The 18,058-nt window shown below is 65.6% G+C and carries 19 protein-coding genes; 6 read left to right on the top strand and 13 right to left on the bottom strand.

Annotation, left to right across the window (positions count from 1 at the left end):
* Position 1 precedes the first annotated feature (1 nt).
* A complete protein-coding gene (locus AC5Y31_RS07895) occupies positions 2-658 on the top strand; it encodes a TetR/AcrR family transcriptional regulator (protein WP_499979446.1) in 657 nt (218 codons plus the stop codon).
* A gap of 10 nt (positions 659-668) precedes the next feature.
* Here the strand turns inward: AC5Y31_RS07895 and AC5Y31_RS07890 are convergent, their stop codons facing one another.
* A complete protein-coding gene (locus tag AC5Y31_RS07890) occupies positions 669-1,295 on the bottom strand; it encodes a TetR/AcrR family transcriptional regulator (RefSeq protein ID WP_499979445.1) in 627 nt (208 codons plus the stop codon).
* 82 nt (positions 1,296-1,377) lie between these two features.
* On the opposite strand from AC5Y31_RS07890, the gene AC5Y31_RS07885 reads away from it, so the two are divergent.
* On the top strand, positions 1,378-2,064 hold the full coding sequence (locus AC5Y31_RS07885; protein WP_499979444.1) for a DUF899 domain-containing protein: 687 nt from the start codon (positions 1,378-1,380) through the stop codon (positions 2,062-2,064).
* 19 nt (positions 2,065-2,083) lie between these two features.
* Positions 2,084-2,473: a VOC family protein gene (locus tag AC5Y31_RS07880; RefSeq protein WP_499979442.1), complete on the top strand. Its 390-nt coding sequence runs from the start codon at positions 2,084-2,086 to the stop codon at positions 2,471-2,473.
* Positions 2,474-2,537: 64 nt separating this feature from the next.
* Here the strand turns inward: AC5Y31_RS07880 and ipdC are convergent, their stop codons facing one another.
* From ipdC to echA20, 4 genes are read right to left on the bottom strand one after another with little or no spacing between them, the layout of a single operon-like run.
* A complete protein-coding gene (ipdC, locus tag AC5Y31_RS07875; protein ID WP_499979441.1) occupies positions 2,538-3,608 on the bottom strand; it encodes a (3aS,4S,5R,7aS)-5-hydroxy-7a-methyl-1-oxo-octahydro-1H-indene-4-carboxyl-CoA dehydrogenase in 1,071 nt (356 codons plus the stop codon).
* Positions 3,605-4,357, bottom strand: coding sequence for a cholesterol ring-cleaving hydrolase subunit IpdB (gene ipdB / locus AC5Y31_RS07870; RefSeq protein ID WP_065287602.1), 753 nt, complete (start codon positions 4,355-4,357; stop codon positions 3,605-3,607). The genes ipdC and ipdB overlap by 4 nt, the downstream gene beginning before the upstream one ends.
* Complete coding sequence (ipdA, locus tag AC5Y31_RS07865) at positions 4,354-5,247, bottom strand: cholesterol ring-cleaving hydrolase subunit IpdA (RefSeq protein ID WP_019735387.1); 894 nt, start codon at positions 5,245-5,247, stop codon at positions 4,354-4,356. The genes ipdB and ipdA overlap by 4 nt, the downstream gene beginning before the upstream one ends.
* Entirely contained in the window at positions 5,244-5,999 is a 756-nt protein-coding gene (gene echA20 / locus AC5Y31_RS07860; RefSeq protein ID WP_019735388.1) for a (7aS)-7a-methyl-1,5-dioxo-2,3,5,6,7,7a-hexahydro-1H-indene-carboxyl-CoA hydrolase, read from the bottom strand. Before echA20 ends, ipdA begins: the two co-directional genes overlap by 4 nt.
* Before the next feature lie 77 nt (positions 6,000-6,076).
* Between echA20 and AC5Y31_RS07855 the strand changes: the two genes are divergently transcribed.
* Together AC5Y31_RS07855 and AC5Y31_RS07850 are read left to right on the top strand one after the other, a co-directional pair.
* Positions 6,077-6,853 (top strand): SDR family oxidoreductase, encoded by a 777-nt coding sequence (locus AC5Y31_RS07855; RefSeq protein WP_029248849.1) that lies wholly within the window; start codon positions 6,077-6,079, stop codon positions 6,851-6,853.
* 15 nt (positions 6,854-6,868) lie between these two features.
* Positions 6,869-7,774 (top strand): SDR family oxidoreductase, encoded by a 906-nt coding sequence (locus AC5Y31_RS07850; RefSeq protein ID WP_499979435.1) that lies wholly within the window; start codon positions 6,869-6,871, stop codon positions 7,772-7,774.
* A gap of 19 nt (positions 7,775-7,793) precedes the next feature.
* Here the strand turns inward: AC5Y31_RS07850 and AC5Y31_RS07845 are convergent, their stop codons facing one another.
* Both AC5Y31_RS07845 and AC5Y31_RS07840 read right to left on the bottom strand, forming a co-directional pair.
* Positions 7,794-8,939, bottom strand: a complete 1,146-nt coding sequence (locus AC5Y31_RS07845; RefSeq protein WP_499979433.1) for an acyl-CoA dehydrogenase family protein — start codon at positions 8,937-8,939, stop codon at positions 7,794-7,796.
* A complete protein-coding gene (locus AC5Y31_RS07840; protein WP_499979431.1) occupies positions 8,939-9,856 on the bottom strand; it encodes an alpha/beta hydrolase fold domain-containing protein in 918 nt (305 codons plus the stop codon). The genes AC5Y31_RS07845 and AC5Y31_RS07840 overlap by 1 nt, the downstream gene beginning before the upstream one ends.
* An 85-nt stretch (positions 9,857-9,941) precedes the next feature.
* Here AC5Y31_RS07840 and AC5Y31_RS07835 point away from each other — a divergent pair, with 85 nt between their 5' ends.
* Entirely contained in the window at positions 9,942-11,438 is a 1,497-nt protein-coding gene (locus AC5Y31_RS07835) for a flavin-containing monooxygenase (protein ID WP_499979428.1), read from the top strand.
* 11 nt (positions 11,439-11,449) lie between these two features.
* Here the strand turns inward: AC5Y31_RS07835 and AC5Y31_RS07830 are convergent, their stop codons facing one another.
* The 6 genes from AC5Y31_RS07830 to AC5Y31_RS07805 form a co-directional block, all read right to left on the bottom strand.
* Positions 11,450-12,232, bottom strand: a complete 783-nt coding sequence (locus AC5Y31_RS07830) for an alpha/beta hydrolase (RefSeq protein ID WP_065287608.1) — start codon at positions 12,230-12,232, stop codon at positions 11,450-11,452.
* A gap of 35 nt (positions 12,233-12,267) precedes the next feature.
* Complete coding sequence (locus AC5Y31_RS07825; RefSeq protein WP_065287649.1) at positions 12,268-13,410, bottom strand: acyl-CoA dehydrogenase family protein; 1,143 nt, start codon at positions 13,408-13,410, stop codon at positions 12,268-12,270.
* Between the two features lie 5 nt (positions 13,411-13,415).
* Entirely contained in the window at positions 13,416-14,978 is a 1,563-nt protein-coding gene (locus tag AC5Y31_RS07820; protein WP_065287609.1) for an AMP-binding protein, read from the bottom strand.
* Positions 14,978-16,135, bottom strand: a complete 1,158-nt coding sequence (locus AC5Y31_RS07815; RefSeq protein WP_499979426.1) for a thiolase family protein — start codon at positions 16,133-16,135, stop codon at positions 14,978-14,980. The genes AC5Y31_RS07820 and AC5Y31_RS07815 overlap by 1 nt, the downstream gene beginning before the upstream one ends.
* 364 nt (positions 16,136-16,499) lie before the next feature.
* Positions 16,500-17,276, bottom strand: a complete 777-nt coding sequence (locus AC5Y31_RS07810) for an enoyl-CoA hydratase/isomerase family protein (RefSeq protein ID WP_065287611.1) — start codon at positions 17,274-17,276, stop codon at positions 16,500-16,502.
* Between the two features lie 2 nt (positions 17,277-17,278).
* A complete protein-coding gene (locus tag AC5Y31_RS07805; protein WP_065287650.1) occupies positions 17,279-18,028 on the bottom strand; it encodes an SDR family NAD(P)-dependent oxidoreductase in 750 nt (249 codons plus the stop codon).
* Positions 18,029-18,058 lie beyond the last annotated feature (30 nt).

The following is an 18,058-nucleotide window of genomic DNA, read 5'->3' as shown; positions in this document are numbered from 1 at the left end:
AATGACGACTCCGGCCCCCCAGGGGCGCAGGATTCGCGGGCTGGACGCCGAACAGCGGCGTGCTCAGCGCCGTGATCAAATTTTGGCTGCGGCGTTTGACCTGTTTGCGCGGGACGGCTATGTCAACACCTCGATCGAGCAGATCTGCCAGACGGCCTATGTCGGTAACAAGGCGTTCTACGAACTGTTCGATAGCAAGGAAGACTGCTATCTGGCGCTGATGGGCGAGATGGGGGAACGCCTCGAGGGACAAGTCGAGGCGGAGCTGCGGCGAATCGGCCCCGACGAGGCGGAGGAGCTCACGGTGCGCCGGGTCGCCGCCGCGTTCGCGCATGCGCTGGTCGACGACCCGCGAGTGGCGGTAGTGACGTTCCGGGAATCCACCGGTATCTCGCCGCGGGTGGAAGCGCAGCGGCGGGCCCACCGCAAGTGGGCAGCCGGTTTCATCGAGGCGTTCTGGCGCAGCAAGGCGCGGCCGGGCGAGGACATCGATTACCGGGCGATGTCGGTTGCCACCGTCGGGGGGCTGTTCGAGACCGTGGCGGATTTTCTGTACGAAACCGATCCGCCGCGCTCGATCGACGATCTCACCCGCGACCTGACCTCATTCGTGCTCGCGGTCGGAAACGGCATCCACCGGCCGACCGCCTCCGGCTGAACCGGTTGGCTTAACCCACCAGCCCGGCGATGATGTCGTCGACCGTGCGGATGGCCAGTGCATCCAGTTCGCGGCGGCTGGCGCCGTGCAGCGGTCCGCGTAGGGCCAGCTCGGCGAATCCGTGTACCGCGGACCAGCAGGGCCACTCCGCGCCGGCGCGCCGGTTCGGTTGCAGCACACCGGCATCCGTCATCGCATCGAGGGCTTCCACCAGCGCGCGAAACGGCGGCGGGACCCACTCGTCGCCCAGGGCGGGTTCATGCGGCGGTCCCAGCTTCGCTGAGGCGCCGAAGAACGCGACGGCGAACCACCCGGGCTCGTCCAGGGCGAACTCGATGTAGCCCAGACCTACCGCGCGCAGCTGGTTGCGCGCGCGCGTCTGCGCCGAACCGCGCCGGTTCACCGGGTCGCGCATGCGTGCGGCCATCCGGTCCTGGATGGCTATCGCGACCGCGCTCAGTAGTGCCTCGCGGTCGGTGAAGTGACGGTAGGCGGCGTTGGGGGAGACCCCGGCGCGCCGGGTCGCTTCGCGAACGGTCAGCGCATCCGGTCCGCCGGTCCGGGTGAGCTGCAAGCCGGCCTCGATCAGCGCGGCGCGCAGATCGCCGTGGTGGTAACCGGTCTTTGCCTCAGCCACCTCTTGACAACCCCCTCGGGACTAAGTGTACGGTGTCAACATACCCAATGTAGACACCGTACACATCAGAGGGAGGCTTTCCGTGACGACGACTTTGGGGTTGCCGCCGGTCGTGGATCAGGCGACGTGGCAGCGTGAGGTGGACGCCCTTCGCGTGCGGGAGAAGGCGGCCACCCGCGAACTCGACGCGATCGCCGCGCAACGTCGCCGGCTGCCGATGGTCGCCATGGCCGACTACGTGCTCGAAGGCGAGAACGGGCCGGTGCGGCTGGTCGATGTGTTCGACGGCAAACAGCAGCTGATCGTCTACCACCACATGTGGTTTCCCGGCCAGGAGTGGCAGTGCCCGGGATGCACCGGGTTCACCTCGCAGTTCACCCGGCTGGAATTTTTGGCAGACTACGACGCGCGGTTCGTCATCGTCACCCAGGGCCCGATCGACGACGCGATCGCCTACAAGCGACGGGTCGGCAACCGGATGGACTGGTACAGCACCGCCAACAGCCCGTTCGGCGCCGACGTCGGCGTCCCGCCCGGTGGCCAGTTCGCGCTGAACGTCTTTCTGCGCCACGGCGATACGGTGTACCGCACCTGGCACACGAACCGCCGTGGCTGCGAACAGCTCGGCCACATCTTCGGCCTGCTCGACGTCCTGCCCTACGGCCGCCAGGAAGTCTGGCAGGACTCTCCGGACGGCTGGCCGCAATATCCCACCTTCAGTCGCTGGGCGAGCTCTCCGGAGATCGCCCGGGCATACGGCACCGATTAACCCCAACCCACGAAGGAGCATGATGACCCCCACCAAGACCGGCATCAAGACCATCAACCTGGTGTGCATGGCCACGCCCGAGCAGGACAAAGCGGTTGCGTTCTACGAGTCGCTGGGCTTCGAGAAGCGCACCGACGAGGAATTCGGCGGCGGCTACCGGTGGATCGAGGTCTACCCGCCCACCGGCTCGACCGGCATCGCGCTGGCGCCGCCGCAGGAGGGCGTGCCGGTGGTGCCAATGGAAACAGGCATCACGCTGACCACCGACGACATCGACGCCACCCACGCCGCGATGAAGGAACTCGGAATTGACGTCGACGCGCAGGTGGCCCGGATGGGCGACCCGGTTCCGCCGATGTTCTGGTTCCGGGACCCGACCGGGCACACCCTGATGGTGGTGCAGCCCTAACGCCGAGCAGACGCGAAAGCCCCCATTTCGCAGTGAAATTGGGTGCTTTCGCGTCTGCTCACGGCTAAACCACCAGGGACGATGCCGCGCGAAGGTGCTCGACAGCCTCGTCGACGATCGAGGTGATCAGCTGCGCGCACGACGGCAAGTCCTCGAGGATGCCGGCCACCTGGCCCGAGGCCAACACACCGGCCTCGGTGTTGCCTTCCACCAGACCCGCCTTGAGCAGCATCGGGGTGTTGGCGGCCATCAGCACCTGCGACCAGGTGAGTTCCTTTCCGTGCCGCATCGCCAGCCCGTCTTTGACCATGGTGGGCCAGCTCATTTGCGACATCTTCTTGAACTTCGCCGCGTTGCGGATCGCCGCGCTGAAACCACGCACCCGCGAGCCGCTTTCAAGCTTCTCCACCAGCTCGGTGCGCAGCACCCGGTGCGGCATGCCGTCGACCCGGGTAGAGACCACGGTGCCGCTCAGGTCGGCGGCCAGGTAGCGCTGCTTGACCGCGTCCGGAACGGTGGAGTCGCTGGTGAGCAGGAACCGGGTGCCCATCGCGACGCCGGTCGCACCGTAGGACAGCGCGGCGGCCAGGCCACGGCCGTCGAAGAACCCGCCGGCGGCGATCACCTGCACACCGGTACCGGCAACCGCGTCGAGCACCGACGGCAGCAGCAGGGTGGTGGCGACCGGGCCGGTGTGCCCGCCACCCTCGCCGCCCTGCACGATCACCGCGTCGGCGCCCCAGGACGCCACCTTCTTGGCGTGCTTGGCCGCGCCGACCGACGGGATCACCACAGAACCGGCCTCTTTGAGTTTGGCGATCAGCTCGGCCTTGGGGGCCAGCGCGAACGACGCCACCTTCACACCCTCGCGGATCATCAGGTCCACGCGGTCGCCGGCGTCGGACGCGTCGGCGCGGATATTGACCCCGAACGGCTTGTCGGTCGCGGACTTCACCTTGGCGATCGCGGTGGCCAGTTCGTCGATCGTCATGGTCGCCGAGGCCAGGATGCCCAGCCCGCCGGCGTTGGCGGTGGCCGCGACCAGCCGGGCGCCGGCCACCCAGCCCATCCCGGTCTGCACCACCGGGTGTTCGACACCGATCAGTTCGGTCAGCGGGGTCTTGAGGCGGCTCATGCCCGTACTTCTTTGTCCCGCAGCGACTTGGGGTCGATCACCTCGCGGATCAGCCGCAGCTCCTCGACCTCGGGTAACCGAGTGGTCGCGGCGTCGGCCAGCCCGTGGACTTCGAACGAGGTGTTCTCGGCGACCTCCTCGGCGCTGACACCCGGGTGCAGCGAGACCGCGCGCATCTGGTGGTCCGGGCCGGAGAAGTCGAACACGCCCAGGTTGGTCACCACCCCGCCCAGGTTGAAGAACCGGAACGCCGGGTTGGCCGGATCGACCTTGTCGTAACCGATCCCGGACACGATGTCGACGGTCTCGCAGAACACCCGCGATGAGTGGGCGCCCACCCAGTAGCTGGTGGTGTGGTTGATGGTGTTGCCGGGTGCCCCGCGCACCCCGAACATCTGGCGCGTCGGATGCTGCAGCGGACCGAACGCCGACAGGTTCTGGTTGCCGTAGCGGTCGATCTGGTTGGCGCCCATGATCACATGACGCCGGCCCCAGGCCAGGGTCTCGAAGACCCGGTTGAACGGCATCCAGCCTTCTAGCGCCCCGACCTTCCCGATCGCCGGGGTATCGGCCAGGATGCGAGCCTCGCCGTCGGTGAGCACCAGGTCGGGGGAGAAGGTGAGGCGGGCCAGGCGCGCGCCGACGGTGGGCACCGTGGCCATCGGACTGGCCATGATCTCGCCGGCGTCGCGGAACAACTCGGCGCAGGCGACCGCGCAGATCTCGGCGCGAGTGGGTGAATCGGTCATGCTTGGGCCCCTGATTCCTGGTCGGATCCGAACTTCTTCACCGCAGCCTGGTAGTCGTCTTCGCTGCCGGACAGGTAGGTGGCCGTGAACTCCGCCCACGTCTCGTCGGACTTGGCGGCTTCGGCATAGTGCCGCTGGAACTTCTCGTCGCGGCCGTAATCGGCTGCGCCGAGGGTGAAGTGGGCTCCACCCGGTGCTTCCACCACCTTGTCCACCATCATCCGGTTGATGATCTGGGTCTGCGGCGACGTGGTGGCGACCAGTTCGTCGGTGGGCACGATCTTCTCCACCGACAGGAAGCGGCGCCGCGCCGACATCAAGAACAGGTCGTCGAAGTACGGGTCGATGCCGGTGTAGGCGGCGTTGCCGCGCTCGTCGCCGAGGTTCATGTGCACGAAGGCGGCGTCCAGGTTCAGTGCCGGCATCGCGATCAGCGTCTCGGTACCGCCCTCCACGGGGTACGGCGAGGTGACGGTCTTGAGCTCACCCTCCCAGAAGTCGATCACCGAGCTGCCCAGGCCGGCCCGGATCGGCAGGAACGGCAGTCGCTGGGCGGCGGCCTGCAACCCGCAGCGCAGCATGCCCTCGTCCATCTCACGGGCCTCGATCGCACCGGTGGTCCGTGCCCGCGAGAACCACGGGTCGTAGAACGGCGGGGAGTCCAGCGAGACGAATCCGTAGTAGGCCCGGCGCACCTTGCCCGCCGAGCACAGCAGCCCCAGATCCGGTCCGCCGTAGGTCACGACGGTCAGGTCCTTGACGTCGGTGCGCAGGATGGCGCGGACGAACGCCATCGGCTTGCGGCGCGAGCCCCAGCCGCCGATGCCGATGGTCATGCCGTCGCGCAGCTCGGCGGCGGCCGCGTCGAGAGTGGTTACCTTGGTCGTCACTTCTTCCCCTTCTCGGTCCCGACGAACGCGTCGCGGTGCTCGTCGGCGACCCCGGCGAGGTTGAGCTCGAAGGTGAAGCCCTGCTCCATCCGGTAGCTGGAATTGACCTTCTGCACGTCGATGAGGTTGAGCGCTTCTTTGGCGGCCCGGATCACCCGGGTGTCTTTGGCGGCGATGTCGCGGGCTACCCGCAGGGCGGCCTCGTCGAGCTCGGTGCGCGGCACCACGTCGTGCACCGAGCCGTACTGGTGCAGGGTGGCGGCGTCGACGGTGGCGGCGGTGTAGAAGAGCCGGCGCATCATGTGCTGCGGCACCAGCCGGGACAGGTGGGTGGCCGCACCCAGGGCGCCACGTTCCACCTCCGGCAGGCCGAACTTCGCGTCGTCGGAGGCCACGATGACGTCGGCGTTGCCGACCAGGCCGATTCCGCCGCCGACGCAGAACCCGTTCACCGCGGCGATCACCGGCACCGCGCACTCGTAGACGGCCTTGAAGGCGGCGAAGCAACCCCGGTTGGCGTCGATGAGCGCGGTGAAGCCCTCGGTGTTCTGCATCTCCTTGATGTCTACGCCGGCGTTGAAGCCACGGCCCTCGGCCCGCAGGATCACGACATGGGTGGCCATGTCGTTGCCGGCGGCGGTGATGACCTCACCCAGCTCGAACCAGCCGCGGGACGGAATGGCGTTGACCGGGGGGTAGTCGACGGTGACCGCGACGATCCCGGGCTCGACGGTCTTGGATGTGATCGGCATGGGCGGACTTCCCTGTCGTATTGGGGCGTGGGGTACCTGAGCTACCTAAGCAAGCACTTGCTTGGTACGCTAGCACAATGTCTGATCCCAAGCCCGCCGCGCTCTGTCTTGGATTGACCGGCAAAGTGGTCCTGGTGACCGGCGGGGTCCGCGGCGTCGGCGCGGGCATCAGCGCCGTCTTCGCCGATCAGGGTGCGACGGTGGTGACCTGCGCCCGGCGGCCGGTGGAGGGCCTGCCGTATGACTTCCACGCCTGCGACGTCCGCGACGACGACGCGGTCAAGGGACTGATCGACGCCGTGGTCGACCGCCACGGGCGGCTCGACGTGGTGGTCAACAACGCCGGCGGCTCACCGCACGCGCTGACCGCGGAGGCCTCGGCCAACTTCAGCCGCAAGATCATCGAGCTCAACTTGATCGCGCCGCTGCAGGTCGCCCGGCACGCCAACGCCGTCATGCAGACCCAGGACAGTGGCGGGTCGATCATCAACATCACCAGCGTCAGCGGGCATCGCCCGTCGCCGGGCTCCGCGGCCTACAGCGCCGCCAAGGCCGGCGTGGACAACCTGACCGCCACCCTGGCCGTCGAGTGGGCACCCAAGGTCCGGGTGAACTCGGTGGTGGTCGGCATGGTCGAGACCGAGCAGTCCGAGCTGTTCTACGGCGACGCCGAGTCGATCGCCGCCATCTCCGCCACCGTGCCGCTGGGCCGGCTCGCCAAGCCCGCCGATGTCGGTTGGGCGGCAGCTTTTCTGGCTTCCGATGCCGCGTCCTACATCAGCGGCGCCAGCCTGGAAACCCACGGCGGGGGCGAGCCGCCGGTCTACCTCGACGTTTCGAGCGCCAACAAATAAAGGAGAGACACACACATGGGACTTCTCGACGGCCGCGTGGTCATCGTCACCGGAGCCGGCGGTGGAATCGGGCGGGCACACGCGCTGGCGTTCGCCGCCGAGGGCGCCCGGGTAGTGGTCAACGACATCGGCGTCGGGCTGGACGGGTCACCGGCCGGCGGGGGCAGCGCTGCCCAGGCCGTGGTCGATGAGATCGTTGCCGCCGGCGGGGAGGCCGTCGCCAACGGCTCCAACGTGGCCGACTGGGATGCCGCCGCCGCGCTGATCCAGACCGCGGTGGACACCTTCGGTGGACTCGACGTCTTGGTCAACAACGCCGGAATCGTTCGCGACCGGATGTTCGCCAACACCAGCGAAGAGGAATTCGACGCCGTGATCGCCGTGCACCTCAAGGGGCACTTCGCCACCATGCGGCAGGCCGCGGCGTACTGGCGGGCCCGGTCCAAGGCCGGCGAGACCGTGGATGCGCGCATCATCAACACCAGCTCCGGCGCCGGCCTGCAGGGCAGCGTCGGGCAGGCCAACTACTCGGCGGCCAAGGCCGGCATCGCCGCGATGACGCTGGTCGCCTCCGCCGAGATGGGCCGTTACGGCGTCACCGTCAACGCGATCGCCCCGTCGGCGCGCACCCGGATGACCGAGACCGTGTTCGCCGACATGATGGCGACGCAGGACCAGGCTTTCGACGCGATGGCCCCGGAGAATGTGAGCCCGCTCGTGGTGTGGCTGGGCAGCGTGGAGTCCAAGGACGTGACCGGCAAGGTCTTCGAGGTCGAGGGCGGCAAGATCCGCGTCGCCGAGGGCTGGGCGCACGGGCCGCAGGTCGACAAGGGTGCCCGTTGGGACCCGGCGGAGTTGGGGCCGGTCGTCGCCGATCTGCTGGCCAAGGCCCGTCCGCCGGTCCCGGTCTACGGGGCGTAATCCGGGCCGCCCGGGCGCATCAGGAGAATGCGTTGACGCCCGTCAATGCACGGCCGATCAGCAAGCGCTGGACCTGGCTGGTGCCTTCGTAAAGTGTGGTGACCCGCGCATCCCGCAGGTACTTGCCGACGGGGTACTCGTCGATGTAGCCGTAACCGCCGAAGATCTGGATGGCGCTGTTGGCGGCTTTCACTGCGGTCTCACTGGCGAACAGCTTCGCCATCGACGCCTCGGTGGCGAACGGTTGACCGGCGTCGATGAGCTCCGCGCACCGCCAGACCAGCAATCGTGCCGCATCGGTGTCGACGGCCATATCCGCCAACAGTTCCTGGATCAACTGAAATCCCGCGATGCGCCGACCGAACTGTTCGCGTTCGTAGGCGTGAGTCAGGCTGGCTTCCAGGCAGGCGCGTGCCAGCCCCACGCAGCCGGCTGCCACCGACACCCGGCCCCTGTTCAACGCGGTCATTGCGATCTTGAAACCTGCACCCTCGTCGGCTATACGCAGTGTGTCGGGTATTCGAACCTCATCGAGAAACAGCTCTGCGGTTGCCTGGCCACGTAACCCGAGTTTCCCGTGAATCTCGCGGCGGGTGAAACCGGGCCGGTCTGTCGGCACCAGGAACGCGGTGACGCCCTTCGCGCCGGGCCCGCCGGTGCGGGCAAACACCAGGGCGATGTCAGCCCAGGTCCCATTGGTGATGAACACCTTCGACCCGCTGAGAAGCCAATCCTGGCCGTCCCGAACCGCCGTTGTGCGCAACGCTGCCGCGTCGGATCCGCTCCCGGGTTCGGTTAGTGCGAAGCATGCCAGCATCGCACCCGAACACAGGCCGGGTAGATACGCCGCCTTGATCTCGTCGGCGGCATGCGCCGCAAGGGTTTTGGCAACAAGGCCCAGCGATACCGACACGATGCCGCGGATGGCGGTGTCGCCGCGGCCCAGTTCCTCCATCATCAGGCAGTAGCTCAACGTGTCCCCGCCGGAACCGCCGTAGGCTTCCTCGACTCCCATGCCGAGGAAGCCGACCGCGCCCAGTTTGCGAACGATTCCGCGGTCCACGAGTTCGGCCCGGTCCCATTCGGTGGCATGGGGAACAACTTCACAGTCCACCCACGATCGGGCCAGTTCCCGGATGTCGGCCTGCTGATCGGTCAATCGCATTACGGCTGCTCCTTGTCGGTCTGTGCTCGCGCAACCAGTTCGGCGAGTTGTGTCCCCAACAGAGCGACGGCCTTGTCTGCGTCGGCTAGTAGACCGACCTGTAGGTGAAAGTCATGCCACCTCTTGGTGTATCGCCGATGGATCAGCAAGCCGTCAGCGGACCCGTGCGTGAACTTGCGCTCAAGCTGATCCGCGTCAACGGCCAAGGGATCGTCACCGGCCGAATGCATGACAATCGGTGGCAGCGAGGCGAGATCGCCGTGGACGGGCGAAATGCGGGGGTCGTGGGCGTCATGCTGTCCGCAGTAGAAGGTGCACCACTGGGAGGTGAGTGGGGGGATGATCAGCGGATCATTGGCCGCAAGGCGTGCGGCAGCTTGGTCGATAGCCAGATCCAGCCAGGGGCAGATTAAGGCGAGCGCTGCGGGAGCGGGCAGTGACATGTCCCGAATACGCTGGGCCAACGCGAGGGTCAACCCGCCGCCGGCCGAGTCTCCGGCGACGGCAATCGTCCCGACTTGGTCAAGAAGCGCGCCGTAGACACCTAGAGCGTCCTCCAGCGCGGCCGGGAACGGGTTCTCTGGCGCCAGCCGGTAGTCGGTGACGACGATCTGCATTCCCGCCGCGGCGGCGAGCGCGCCGGCGAAGCCCCGATAGCCGGGTGGGCCCCCGGCGGCGTATCCGCCGCCGTGATGGAACAGGATTGCGGCCTCCGGCCGGGCGGTCTGTGGCGTGAGGCGCTCGACAGGCACACCGGCAAGCGAATCGCATTCAACGGTGACACCGGCGGGGACCTTCGACATTCCGGCGATCAGTTCGATGATTCTTCGCTTTCGGGCTATCGAAAACCGATGGGAGATGAAAACCGTTCGCAGTGATCGCAGCCCAACCCGAAGGACTGCTGGGGAAATCTTCAACAGCGACTCCTACTAGTTAAGTAAGTACTTGCTACGATAATATTTCACGTCATGGTTTACAACGGCAGGGGCAGGGATGTTGGACATGGACACCACACCTGACGATGAAAAGGTCGAGGTGCTGATCCTGGGTGCAGGGCTGTGCGGTATTGCTGCGGCGATCGGACTGAGGCAGGCGGGTATCGACGACGTGATCGTCGTCGAGCGTTCAGGCAGCGTCGGTGGTACCTGGCATAACAACAGGTATCCGGGGTGTGCCGTCGATATCCCCTCCCAGGTCTACTCGTTCTCGTTCGCGCCCAAGGCCGATTGGTCGAGGGTGTACGGGAAACGTGCGGAGCTCGAGGAATATATCGTCGGCGTGGTCGATGACTTCGGCCTGCGCGGCCTGGTGCGCACCCATAACGAGATGCTTGACGCTCGGTGGGATGCCGACGCCCGTCGCTGGCGGATCACCACCGATCAATGTGTGATCTCGGCACGGTTCTTCGTGATCGCGGCCGGCCCGCTACACGAACCGGTGTTTCCGGATCTGCCCGGTCGAGACACTTTCCAGGGCCAAGCGTTTCATTCCTCGCAATGGCCCGCGGATCTTGACCTCACCGGCCGAAACGTCGTGGTCATCGGAACCGGCGCCTCCGCCATCCAGTTCGTTCCGGCGATTCAGCCGCGGGTGGCCCAGCTGAATCTGGTGCAGCGCACGCCGTCGTGGGTATTGCCAAAGCCTGATTGGGACATCAGTGAGACGTCCAAGCGGTATCTGGCCAGAATCCCGTTGCTGATGAAGGTGATCCGAGTGTTCACTTGGTTGCTTCTGGACACCTTCACGACCGCTGCGATCCGTTCGCAACGCTTCGCCCGAGCGCTGGGGGTGCTGGGGAGATTGCACATTCGGCGCCACATCAAGGATCCCTGGCGTCAACAGGCGCTGACGCCTAGGTATGCTCCCACCTGCAAACGGCTGTGCTTCTCAAACGACTACTACCGGGCGCTAGCTCAACCTAACGTCAATCTGGTCGTCTCGCCGGCAGTCGCGGTGCGCGAGGATTCTGTAGTGACCGCCGACGGAAGTGAACTGCCTGCGGACGTCATTGTCTACGGCACCGGTTTCCAGACCCTGCAACATCACCCGATTGCTGAGCGTATCCGCGGCCGAACGGAAAAGACCCTCGCCGAAGTCTGGAAAGGTGACCCCAAAGCCCATATGGGAACTGCTATCAGTGGATTCCCCAACGCGTACATGATGTTTGGACCCAATGTCGGAACACTCTCCGGATTCACGATGGCCGAGGCGCAGACCAAGTACATCGTAGGGGCCATCACGGCAGCCAAAAGGTTGGGTGTTGCCGGCCTCGATGTGACCGCAGCGGCGCAGGACGGCTTCATCGCCGAAGCGGACAAGATGTTGAACAAGTCGACCTTTATCCTGGGCGGCTGTGACAGCTACTACCTGGCAGACGGTCATCGTCGGGCATCACTGCCCTGGCCGGGGACGATGTACTCGCTGACCCGGCGATTGAGCACATTCGATCTCGAGTCGTACGACCCTATCTATCACCCGGATACCACTCCGGTGTGCTGAGCTATCGCAACTTACAATCGTTGCGCATCCAGCCACCGGTGGACTGCTCCCGCCGCAGTGCGCCATCGGCTGTCCAGCATCACGTCATGTGCGAGGTGTGGGATCAGCTGCCAGTCGGCGCCGTACGCTCGGGCAGTGGCAGCGGTTGCGCGCGCGCTGAACACGAAATCGAGTTCTGCGGCGAGGACCAACATAGGGATGGGGCGTCGTACCGGCACCGGACCGCGAAACAGGCAATCGACAAGTGCGCGGTCACTCTCCTGTTGCAGGCGCATCGCGTAGCGGGCCACCAATTCCTCGGGCATATCCGGTGAGAAGAACCAACTTCTGGCGAGTTCGGGCACTGAGAAATCTGGACCTAGCTTTCCGCGCAACAGCCCCCTGAGCATTACGCCGGGATGGTGACGCAAGGCCCGGGCCAACGTCCCCCACGAACCATGCGGAGGTGCGGAGGCGACAAGGACGGCGCCGCGCGCATCGTAGCGTTCCAGATACTTGGCGATGACAAAGCCGCCCAGCGAGTGCCCGATTAGAACCGGCAGGGTCTCCAAGGCGCAAACGGCAGTGTGCAGGTCTTCGGCGAAATCGGATAGCGTGACCTTGCGTATCGAGCCGTCGACGGGACTGCGGCCGTGCCCTCGCAGATTCAGTGCGAGGGCGCGGTACCCGTGTTCGGCAAAGTAGCTCAAGAAGTGCTCATCCCAACACCAAGCGGCATGGGAAGTGCCGTGGATGAACAACAGCGGTGTCTCATGTGTGGCGGCCGATGCGCCGCTGTCAAGGATCTCTAACATCCGCCTCTCCAGGTCGAAGTCTGCGAATCGGGGGTTCAGGGCCGAAGCGCTCGAGCGCCGTTCTGGGCCAGCAGTCGGCCTATTAGAGATCGGTGTATCTCGTTGGGACCCTCGACAATACGCCACAGACGCGCCTCGCGGTAGAAGCGTTCGACCGGAAGATCGGTGCTGTACCCCCAGCCGCCGAAAAGCTGTAGGACGCGATCGGCGATGCGGCAGACCGCTTCGGAGGCTACTACTTTGGTAATCGAGTGACGCATCCGCTGGGCCACGACACCGTCTCCTTCGCGACTGGCGGCGCTGTAGGTGAGGTTGCGAACGATTTCCAGATCCAGCGCGCAGTCGGCCAGGGTCCACTGGACGCCCTGCTGGGTGGCGAGGGTGGTCCCGAAGGACTCGCGGTTGTTCACGTGGTCGACAGCGAGGTCGATTAGCCGTTCGCAGGCGCCGGCGGCGCGGGCGCCGATCTCCAAACGTGCCGTGCCGAGTAGTTGTTGAGCCAACATGAATCCCTGGCCCGGTTCACCGAGTCGGTTGTCGTCGGTCACGTAGCAGTCTTGAAGATCGATCTCGGCGGGCGCCATCGATCCCATAGTCGCGATGCGGCGAATAACGCTGAAGCCCGGGGTGTCGGCATCGACGATGAACGCAGTAATACCCTTGGCGCCCGCGTTACGGTCAGTTCGTGCGAAAACGACTACGTAGTCGGCGATGTCGCCCAAACTGACAAAGCATTTTCGTCCGGACACGATCCAGCCGTTGCCGTTGCGTACCGCGGTTGTGGTCATATTGCCCACCGGGTCGGTTCCACCGGTCGATTCGGTCAGCGCAAATGCGCCTAGCTTCTCGCCTCGGACAACGGGATGCAGGTAGCGCCGCTGCTGGTCAGGGCTCGCCGCGTAGAGGACGGACAACGGCTCCCCCATCCGGCCGATTAGGTCGGGCCCCAACAATGAGCGAGACAACTGCTCGATCATCACGATCCGGTCGACGTGGCTGCCGCCCGCCCCGCCAACGCTTTCAGGTACGCCGAGGGCCCAGATTCCCAGCCGGTGTAGACCGGCGTAGATACGCTTCTCGACGTCGGGGGACATCGGCTCGCGTTCGTTCGGGATCAGCTCGGTATCAACGAATTTTTCGATCGTGGCGCGGAGCTGGCGCTGCTCGCGGGACAGCATGCTGCTCACGCTTCTGCCGGCCTGAAGGGGTAGAGCTGCAGCTCGACGTCCCACGTGCGGGGGCTGTCCCAGTCCCTCTTGAGCTCGAACTGCTTTACCCGCTGCGTAATTGTGCGTGGCAACTCGGTGACCAGCTCGATGTAGCGAGGGTGCATGTACTCCGGCAGCAGCGTGGCCGCGATCTTGGCGACCTCGCTTTCGCTGAGCGATGCAACGGCCGGGCGCACCAGCAGCTTGATGTCATCTTCGCCCAGCTGGGCAGGTACCGCGATGGCGGCACACTCGGCGATGGCAGAGTGCGCCGAAAGGATGTTCTCTAGTTCGGCCGAAGCGATGTTGACTCCGCGGCGGCGGATCATATGGCGCAGCCGGTCGACAAAGTAGTAATTGCCGTCGGCGTCGGCCCGCAGCAGGTCGCCGGTGTGCACCCAACCGTCTTCGTTCTTGGTTGCAGTCGCTTCTGGGTCGCCGTAGTAGACCACTGCAGGACCTTCGCTGGGTTGCTTCGGCCGGACGAGTAGTTCGCCCGGTACGCCGACCTCGACCTCAGCACCGTCGGCATCTACGAGGCGCGTTTCGATGTCGGGGCTAGGTCGTCCGATGGAGCCGGCGGGAGCATTGCCGAAATTGACGATGGTGCCGATAGTGTCACTGCCCGAGTATGACTCGATGATTGTGACGCCGAATCGGGTGGCGAATTCTTCCCAGATGTCGGCAGGCATTCCACCGCCCAGGAAGGCCTTCAGGTGGTGGTGGGCGTCCAGCGCGTCGGGCGGCTGGTTGAAGAGCATACGCGGGATCGTCCCCACGTAATATGCCAGTGTGCAGCGGTTTTCCCGGATATCCCGCCAGAAGCGACTGGCGCTGAAATGCCGGCGCAGGATTAGCGTGGCGCCCAGGCGCAAGCCGAGCGACGCCCATACCAAACCCATGGCATGGTAGGCAGGTGTCGGGATGTAGAACGATTCCTCGCCGTCGCGAAGACCCAGTGCGGCACCGATCATCGTCGCTCGAGAGCTCGTTCGCTGGTCGAGTACCACGCCTTTGGGATACCCGGTGGTTCCAGATGTGAAGTTGATGAATGCCGGGTCCCCGGCCGAGCACTCCCGCTGGTGCAGCCAGTATGCGGGATCGCAGTCGCCGCGCAACGCAGCCGCAAGGTCGGGATCGTGCGTGCTATGGGCGCTGAGCGATTCATTTCGCAACCGCACCGCGGATTTCGGGTCGGCGATAATGGTCGCGGGCGTGCAGAGCTCGACGACATGGCGCAGCGGCTGACCCTCCAGATTGCTGTTTATCAGTGCACCTAACGCCCCGATAGCCTGGGTGGCGAGTTCGGTGATGAGCAGATCCGCGCTGTTGGTGATCATGATCGCGACGGTGTCACCGGGCGCCACTCCGAGCTCGGAGAGCCAGCCTGCAAGTGCCCCGATGCGGCCGTAGAGGTTGCGGTAGGTCAGTGTCGTATCTTCGTCACGGACTGCCACCGCGGTCGCCGGACGGTCGGCGAACGTCGCGATCAGTCCTGGGTAGGTGTCGGTCTGCAGGGTGGCGGGGAAGGACGTCATCAGAGCGGCTCCTCACACTGGAGAATCTGGATATAGCAGGATCCGCCGGCACCGATCATGTGTGCCAGGGCAGTTCGCCCTTGGGTGTGCTGACGCTCTCCGGCGGCACCGCGCAGTTGTGTTGTCAGTTCTATGATCTGGGCTAGACCTGTTGCGCCACCCGGGTGGCCACGGCCGATCAACCCGCCACTCGGGCTGACTGCGACCCTGCCGCCGATATCGAACTGACCGTCGAGCACCTGCGCTCCCGCCTGTCCGGTCGGACACAAGCCGAGGTCTTCGAGATACTGCAATTCCTCGACGCTGAAGGCGTCGTGAACTTCGACCAGGTCCAGATCGTCGGCAGTGATACCCGCGGTTCGATAGGCAGCATCCGCGACGTGGCGGGTTATCCCGGGATCGGGCGCACATGCTGCTGCGGGATGCCATTGGTCGGTCGCCGAGATCGCTGCGGCCACCCGTATCGTCGCTCCGCCGTGGCGCGGCGGTTGGGCGGACAAAACGACGGCGGCGCCGCCGTCACCGATCGGGCAGCACTCGGCCCTGCGTAGCGGATCGGCGAACATGGGCGATTCCTTGAGTCTGGCGACCGAGGTGGCAGTGCGCCGCTGTGCCAGTGGATTACGGCTCGCGTTGCGTAGATTCTTTGCCACCACCGCCAGCGCTGCGTCGTCGGGTTCGCCGTGATCGTGCATGCGCTGCCGTTTGAGCATGGCAAAAGCTGTCGGCGGAAGGTTCGCGCCCGATACCGCCGCGAGATCCAGCCGCGCTTGCGAAGCGACCGCATGACCGAGGGCGCTAGCGAGGCTGCCACATCCGACCGCGACTGCGCAGTCGACATAGCCGGCAGCCACGGCGTCATACGCGCCGTTGAATGCGGCCGAACCGCTCGCTGAGGCGTTTTCCACCACGTGCGCAGGCACTCCGGTGAAGCCCAGATCTTGAACGATCTTCGGCGCTGCTCCCAAGTCGCCGCCAACAACACCGGCGATAAGGAGTTCGACCTCTGGCCAGGCGATCTTCGCGTCGGCCAATGCAGCTCGGATGGCGGAAGTGCCGAGTTCGTGGCTCGTGGCCTCATGGGTACGGGCGAACGCGGTCATTCCGATCCCGGTGACATAGACCGGACGGCGCACCGCCGCCAGGTGGCCGCTCATGATGTGCACCGGGTGAAGCCGAATCCGGTGCGGCTGTCCGTGCCGTCAATGTGCCGCGGCACCAGTGCAACGCGATCACCGATTTCCACCCCGCCATCCATGACACCTTGGACGATGCATTGTGGGCCCAGCTCGACTCGCACCAGAGTTACCGGAGGCTCGGCGCCCGGCAACGGAAAGCCTATGTGGCAATAGCTTCGGACCACACCGACAGTCGGTAGCGGGTGCTCACGGGTCGCCGCGCAGCACCGCGGGCAATGCGGCCGACGGGGGAACGCCACGGCGCCGCAGTCTGGGCATTCCCCCGAAATCAGTGTCGTAGCTTGACCGTCGGTCACCAGGATCGTGGGATCAAAAGATGGGTTCATCGGCCACACCACGTGGGTTTCCGACGTTCGCGGAATGCGCGCGGGCCCTCCGCGGCGTCCGCGGTGCGCTGAATGCGAGCTATCGCCGCCGCTTCGGCGTGGTGTGCTTCCTTGTTATCGGAGCCGTCCACGAGTTCTTTGATGGCTTGGACCGCTAGTGGAGCACTGCGCAGAATCATCTCGGTCCACTCCTCGATGGCGGACCCAAGCTCACCCTTCGTCACCACGCGGTCGACCAACCCCCATGTCAGCGCTTCGGCAGCGGTGATCGGCTCACCGGCGATCATCATGCGCAGGGCTCTTCCCTTACCAACCAGCTGTGGCAGTCTGTAAGTGGCCCCACCGGCAGGGATCATGCCGACGCGGGCTTCGGGCAGGGCGAGCCGCGCATGTTCCGATGCCAATCTCATGTCGCATGCCAACGCGAGTTCCAGCCCGCCACCGTATGCATCGCCGTTGATGGCGCACAGCAGTGGTTTACGTATCCGCAATCCATGCATGATCGTCTCGGGTAACGGTATGCCCTCGGCTTGCTTCGCGGCGACTTCTTGCGGCAGGGTTTTCAGATCGGCTCCTGCGCAGAACGTGGTGTCGCCCGTGGCGGTCAGAACCCCGGCCCACAGTCGCTCCTCGTCGTTGAGCACTGTGAAGGCCCGGTGAAGACCCTCCAACGTGGCCCAATTCAAGGCATTACCGGCGGTCGGCCGGTTCAAGCAGATATGCAGGGTGCGGTCGCGCTCGGTGACGATGACGGGTTCGCTCGATGCGGTCATGCTCAAACTGCCATCGAGAATCCGCCGTTGACCGGGTAGGTCTGGCCGGTGATCCAGTCGGCGTCGGCTCCGGCCAAGAATACGATCATCCCCGCGGCGTCGTCGGGAGTTCCTAGGCGCGACAACGGGTACGCGCGCACCATTTTGCGTTCCAGGTCGGCGGTGATGAACTCGGCGACCCGGCCGTGCTTGATGGTGCCTAGTGCGACGCAGTTGCAGGTGATCCCGGCGGGGCCCGCTTCCCTGGCCACGGCCCGCATGAAGCCGGCCGCACCGGCTTTCGCCGCAGAGTAGACAGCCAGACCGGCTTCGCCGACGCGTGCGGCGTCGGAAACCACTGTGATCACTCGGCCCCCTCGACGCTCCAACATCCCGGGTAGCACGGCACGCGTGCAGTGCATCACCGCCTGCAAGTTCAGCATCAACCATGGCTCCCACTGGGGCGGCTGCGTTGCCACAAACGGGAGAGGGTCGGAGCCGACGAGGGGCACTCCGGCATTGTTCACCAGCACGTCTACCGGGCCGTGCCGGTCGACCAGGTCGACGACAGCGTCCCAGGACGTCACGTCGGCCGTCGCCGCAATTCCGCGTGCGCCCAGCTTCGCCACCTCGCCGGCCACCCTGTCGGCCGACTCGCCGTTGATGTCGTTCACCAACACAGTGCCTACGGTCCGTTCTCGGGCCATTCGCAATGCGACCGCCCTGCCGACACCTGCCCCGGCTCCGGTGACCAAGGCAACCCGCTCAGACATCACGCCTCCTCCGCGTTTATAAGTAATGAT

The organism is Mycobacterium sp. NGS18 (assembly GCF_059813185.1).
The sequence above is the reverse complement of the archived record's forward strand: the minus strand, read 5'-3'. Positions and strand labels throughout refer to the sequence as shown.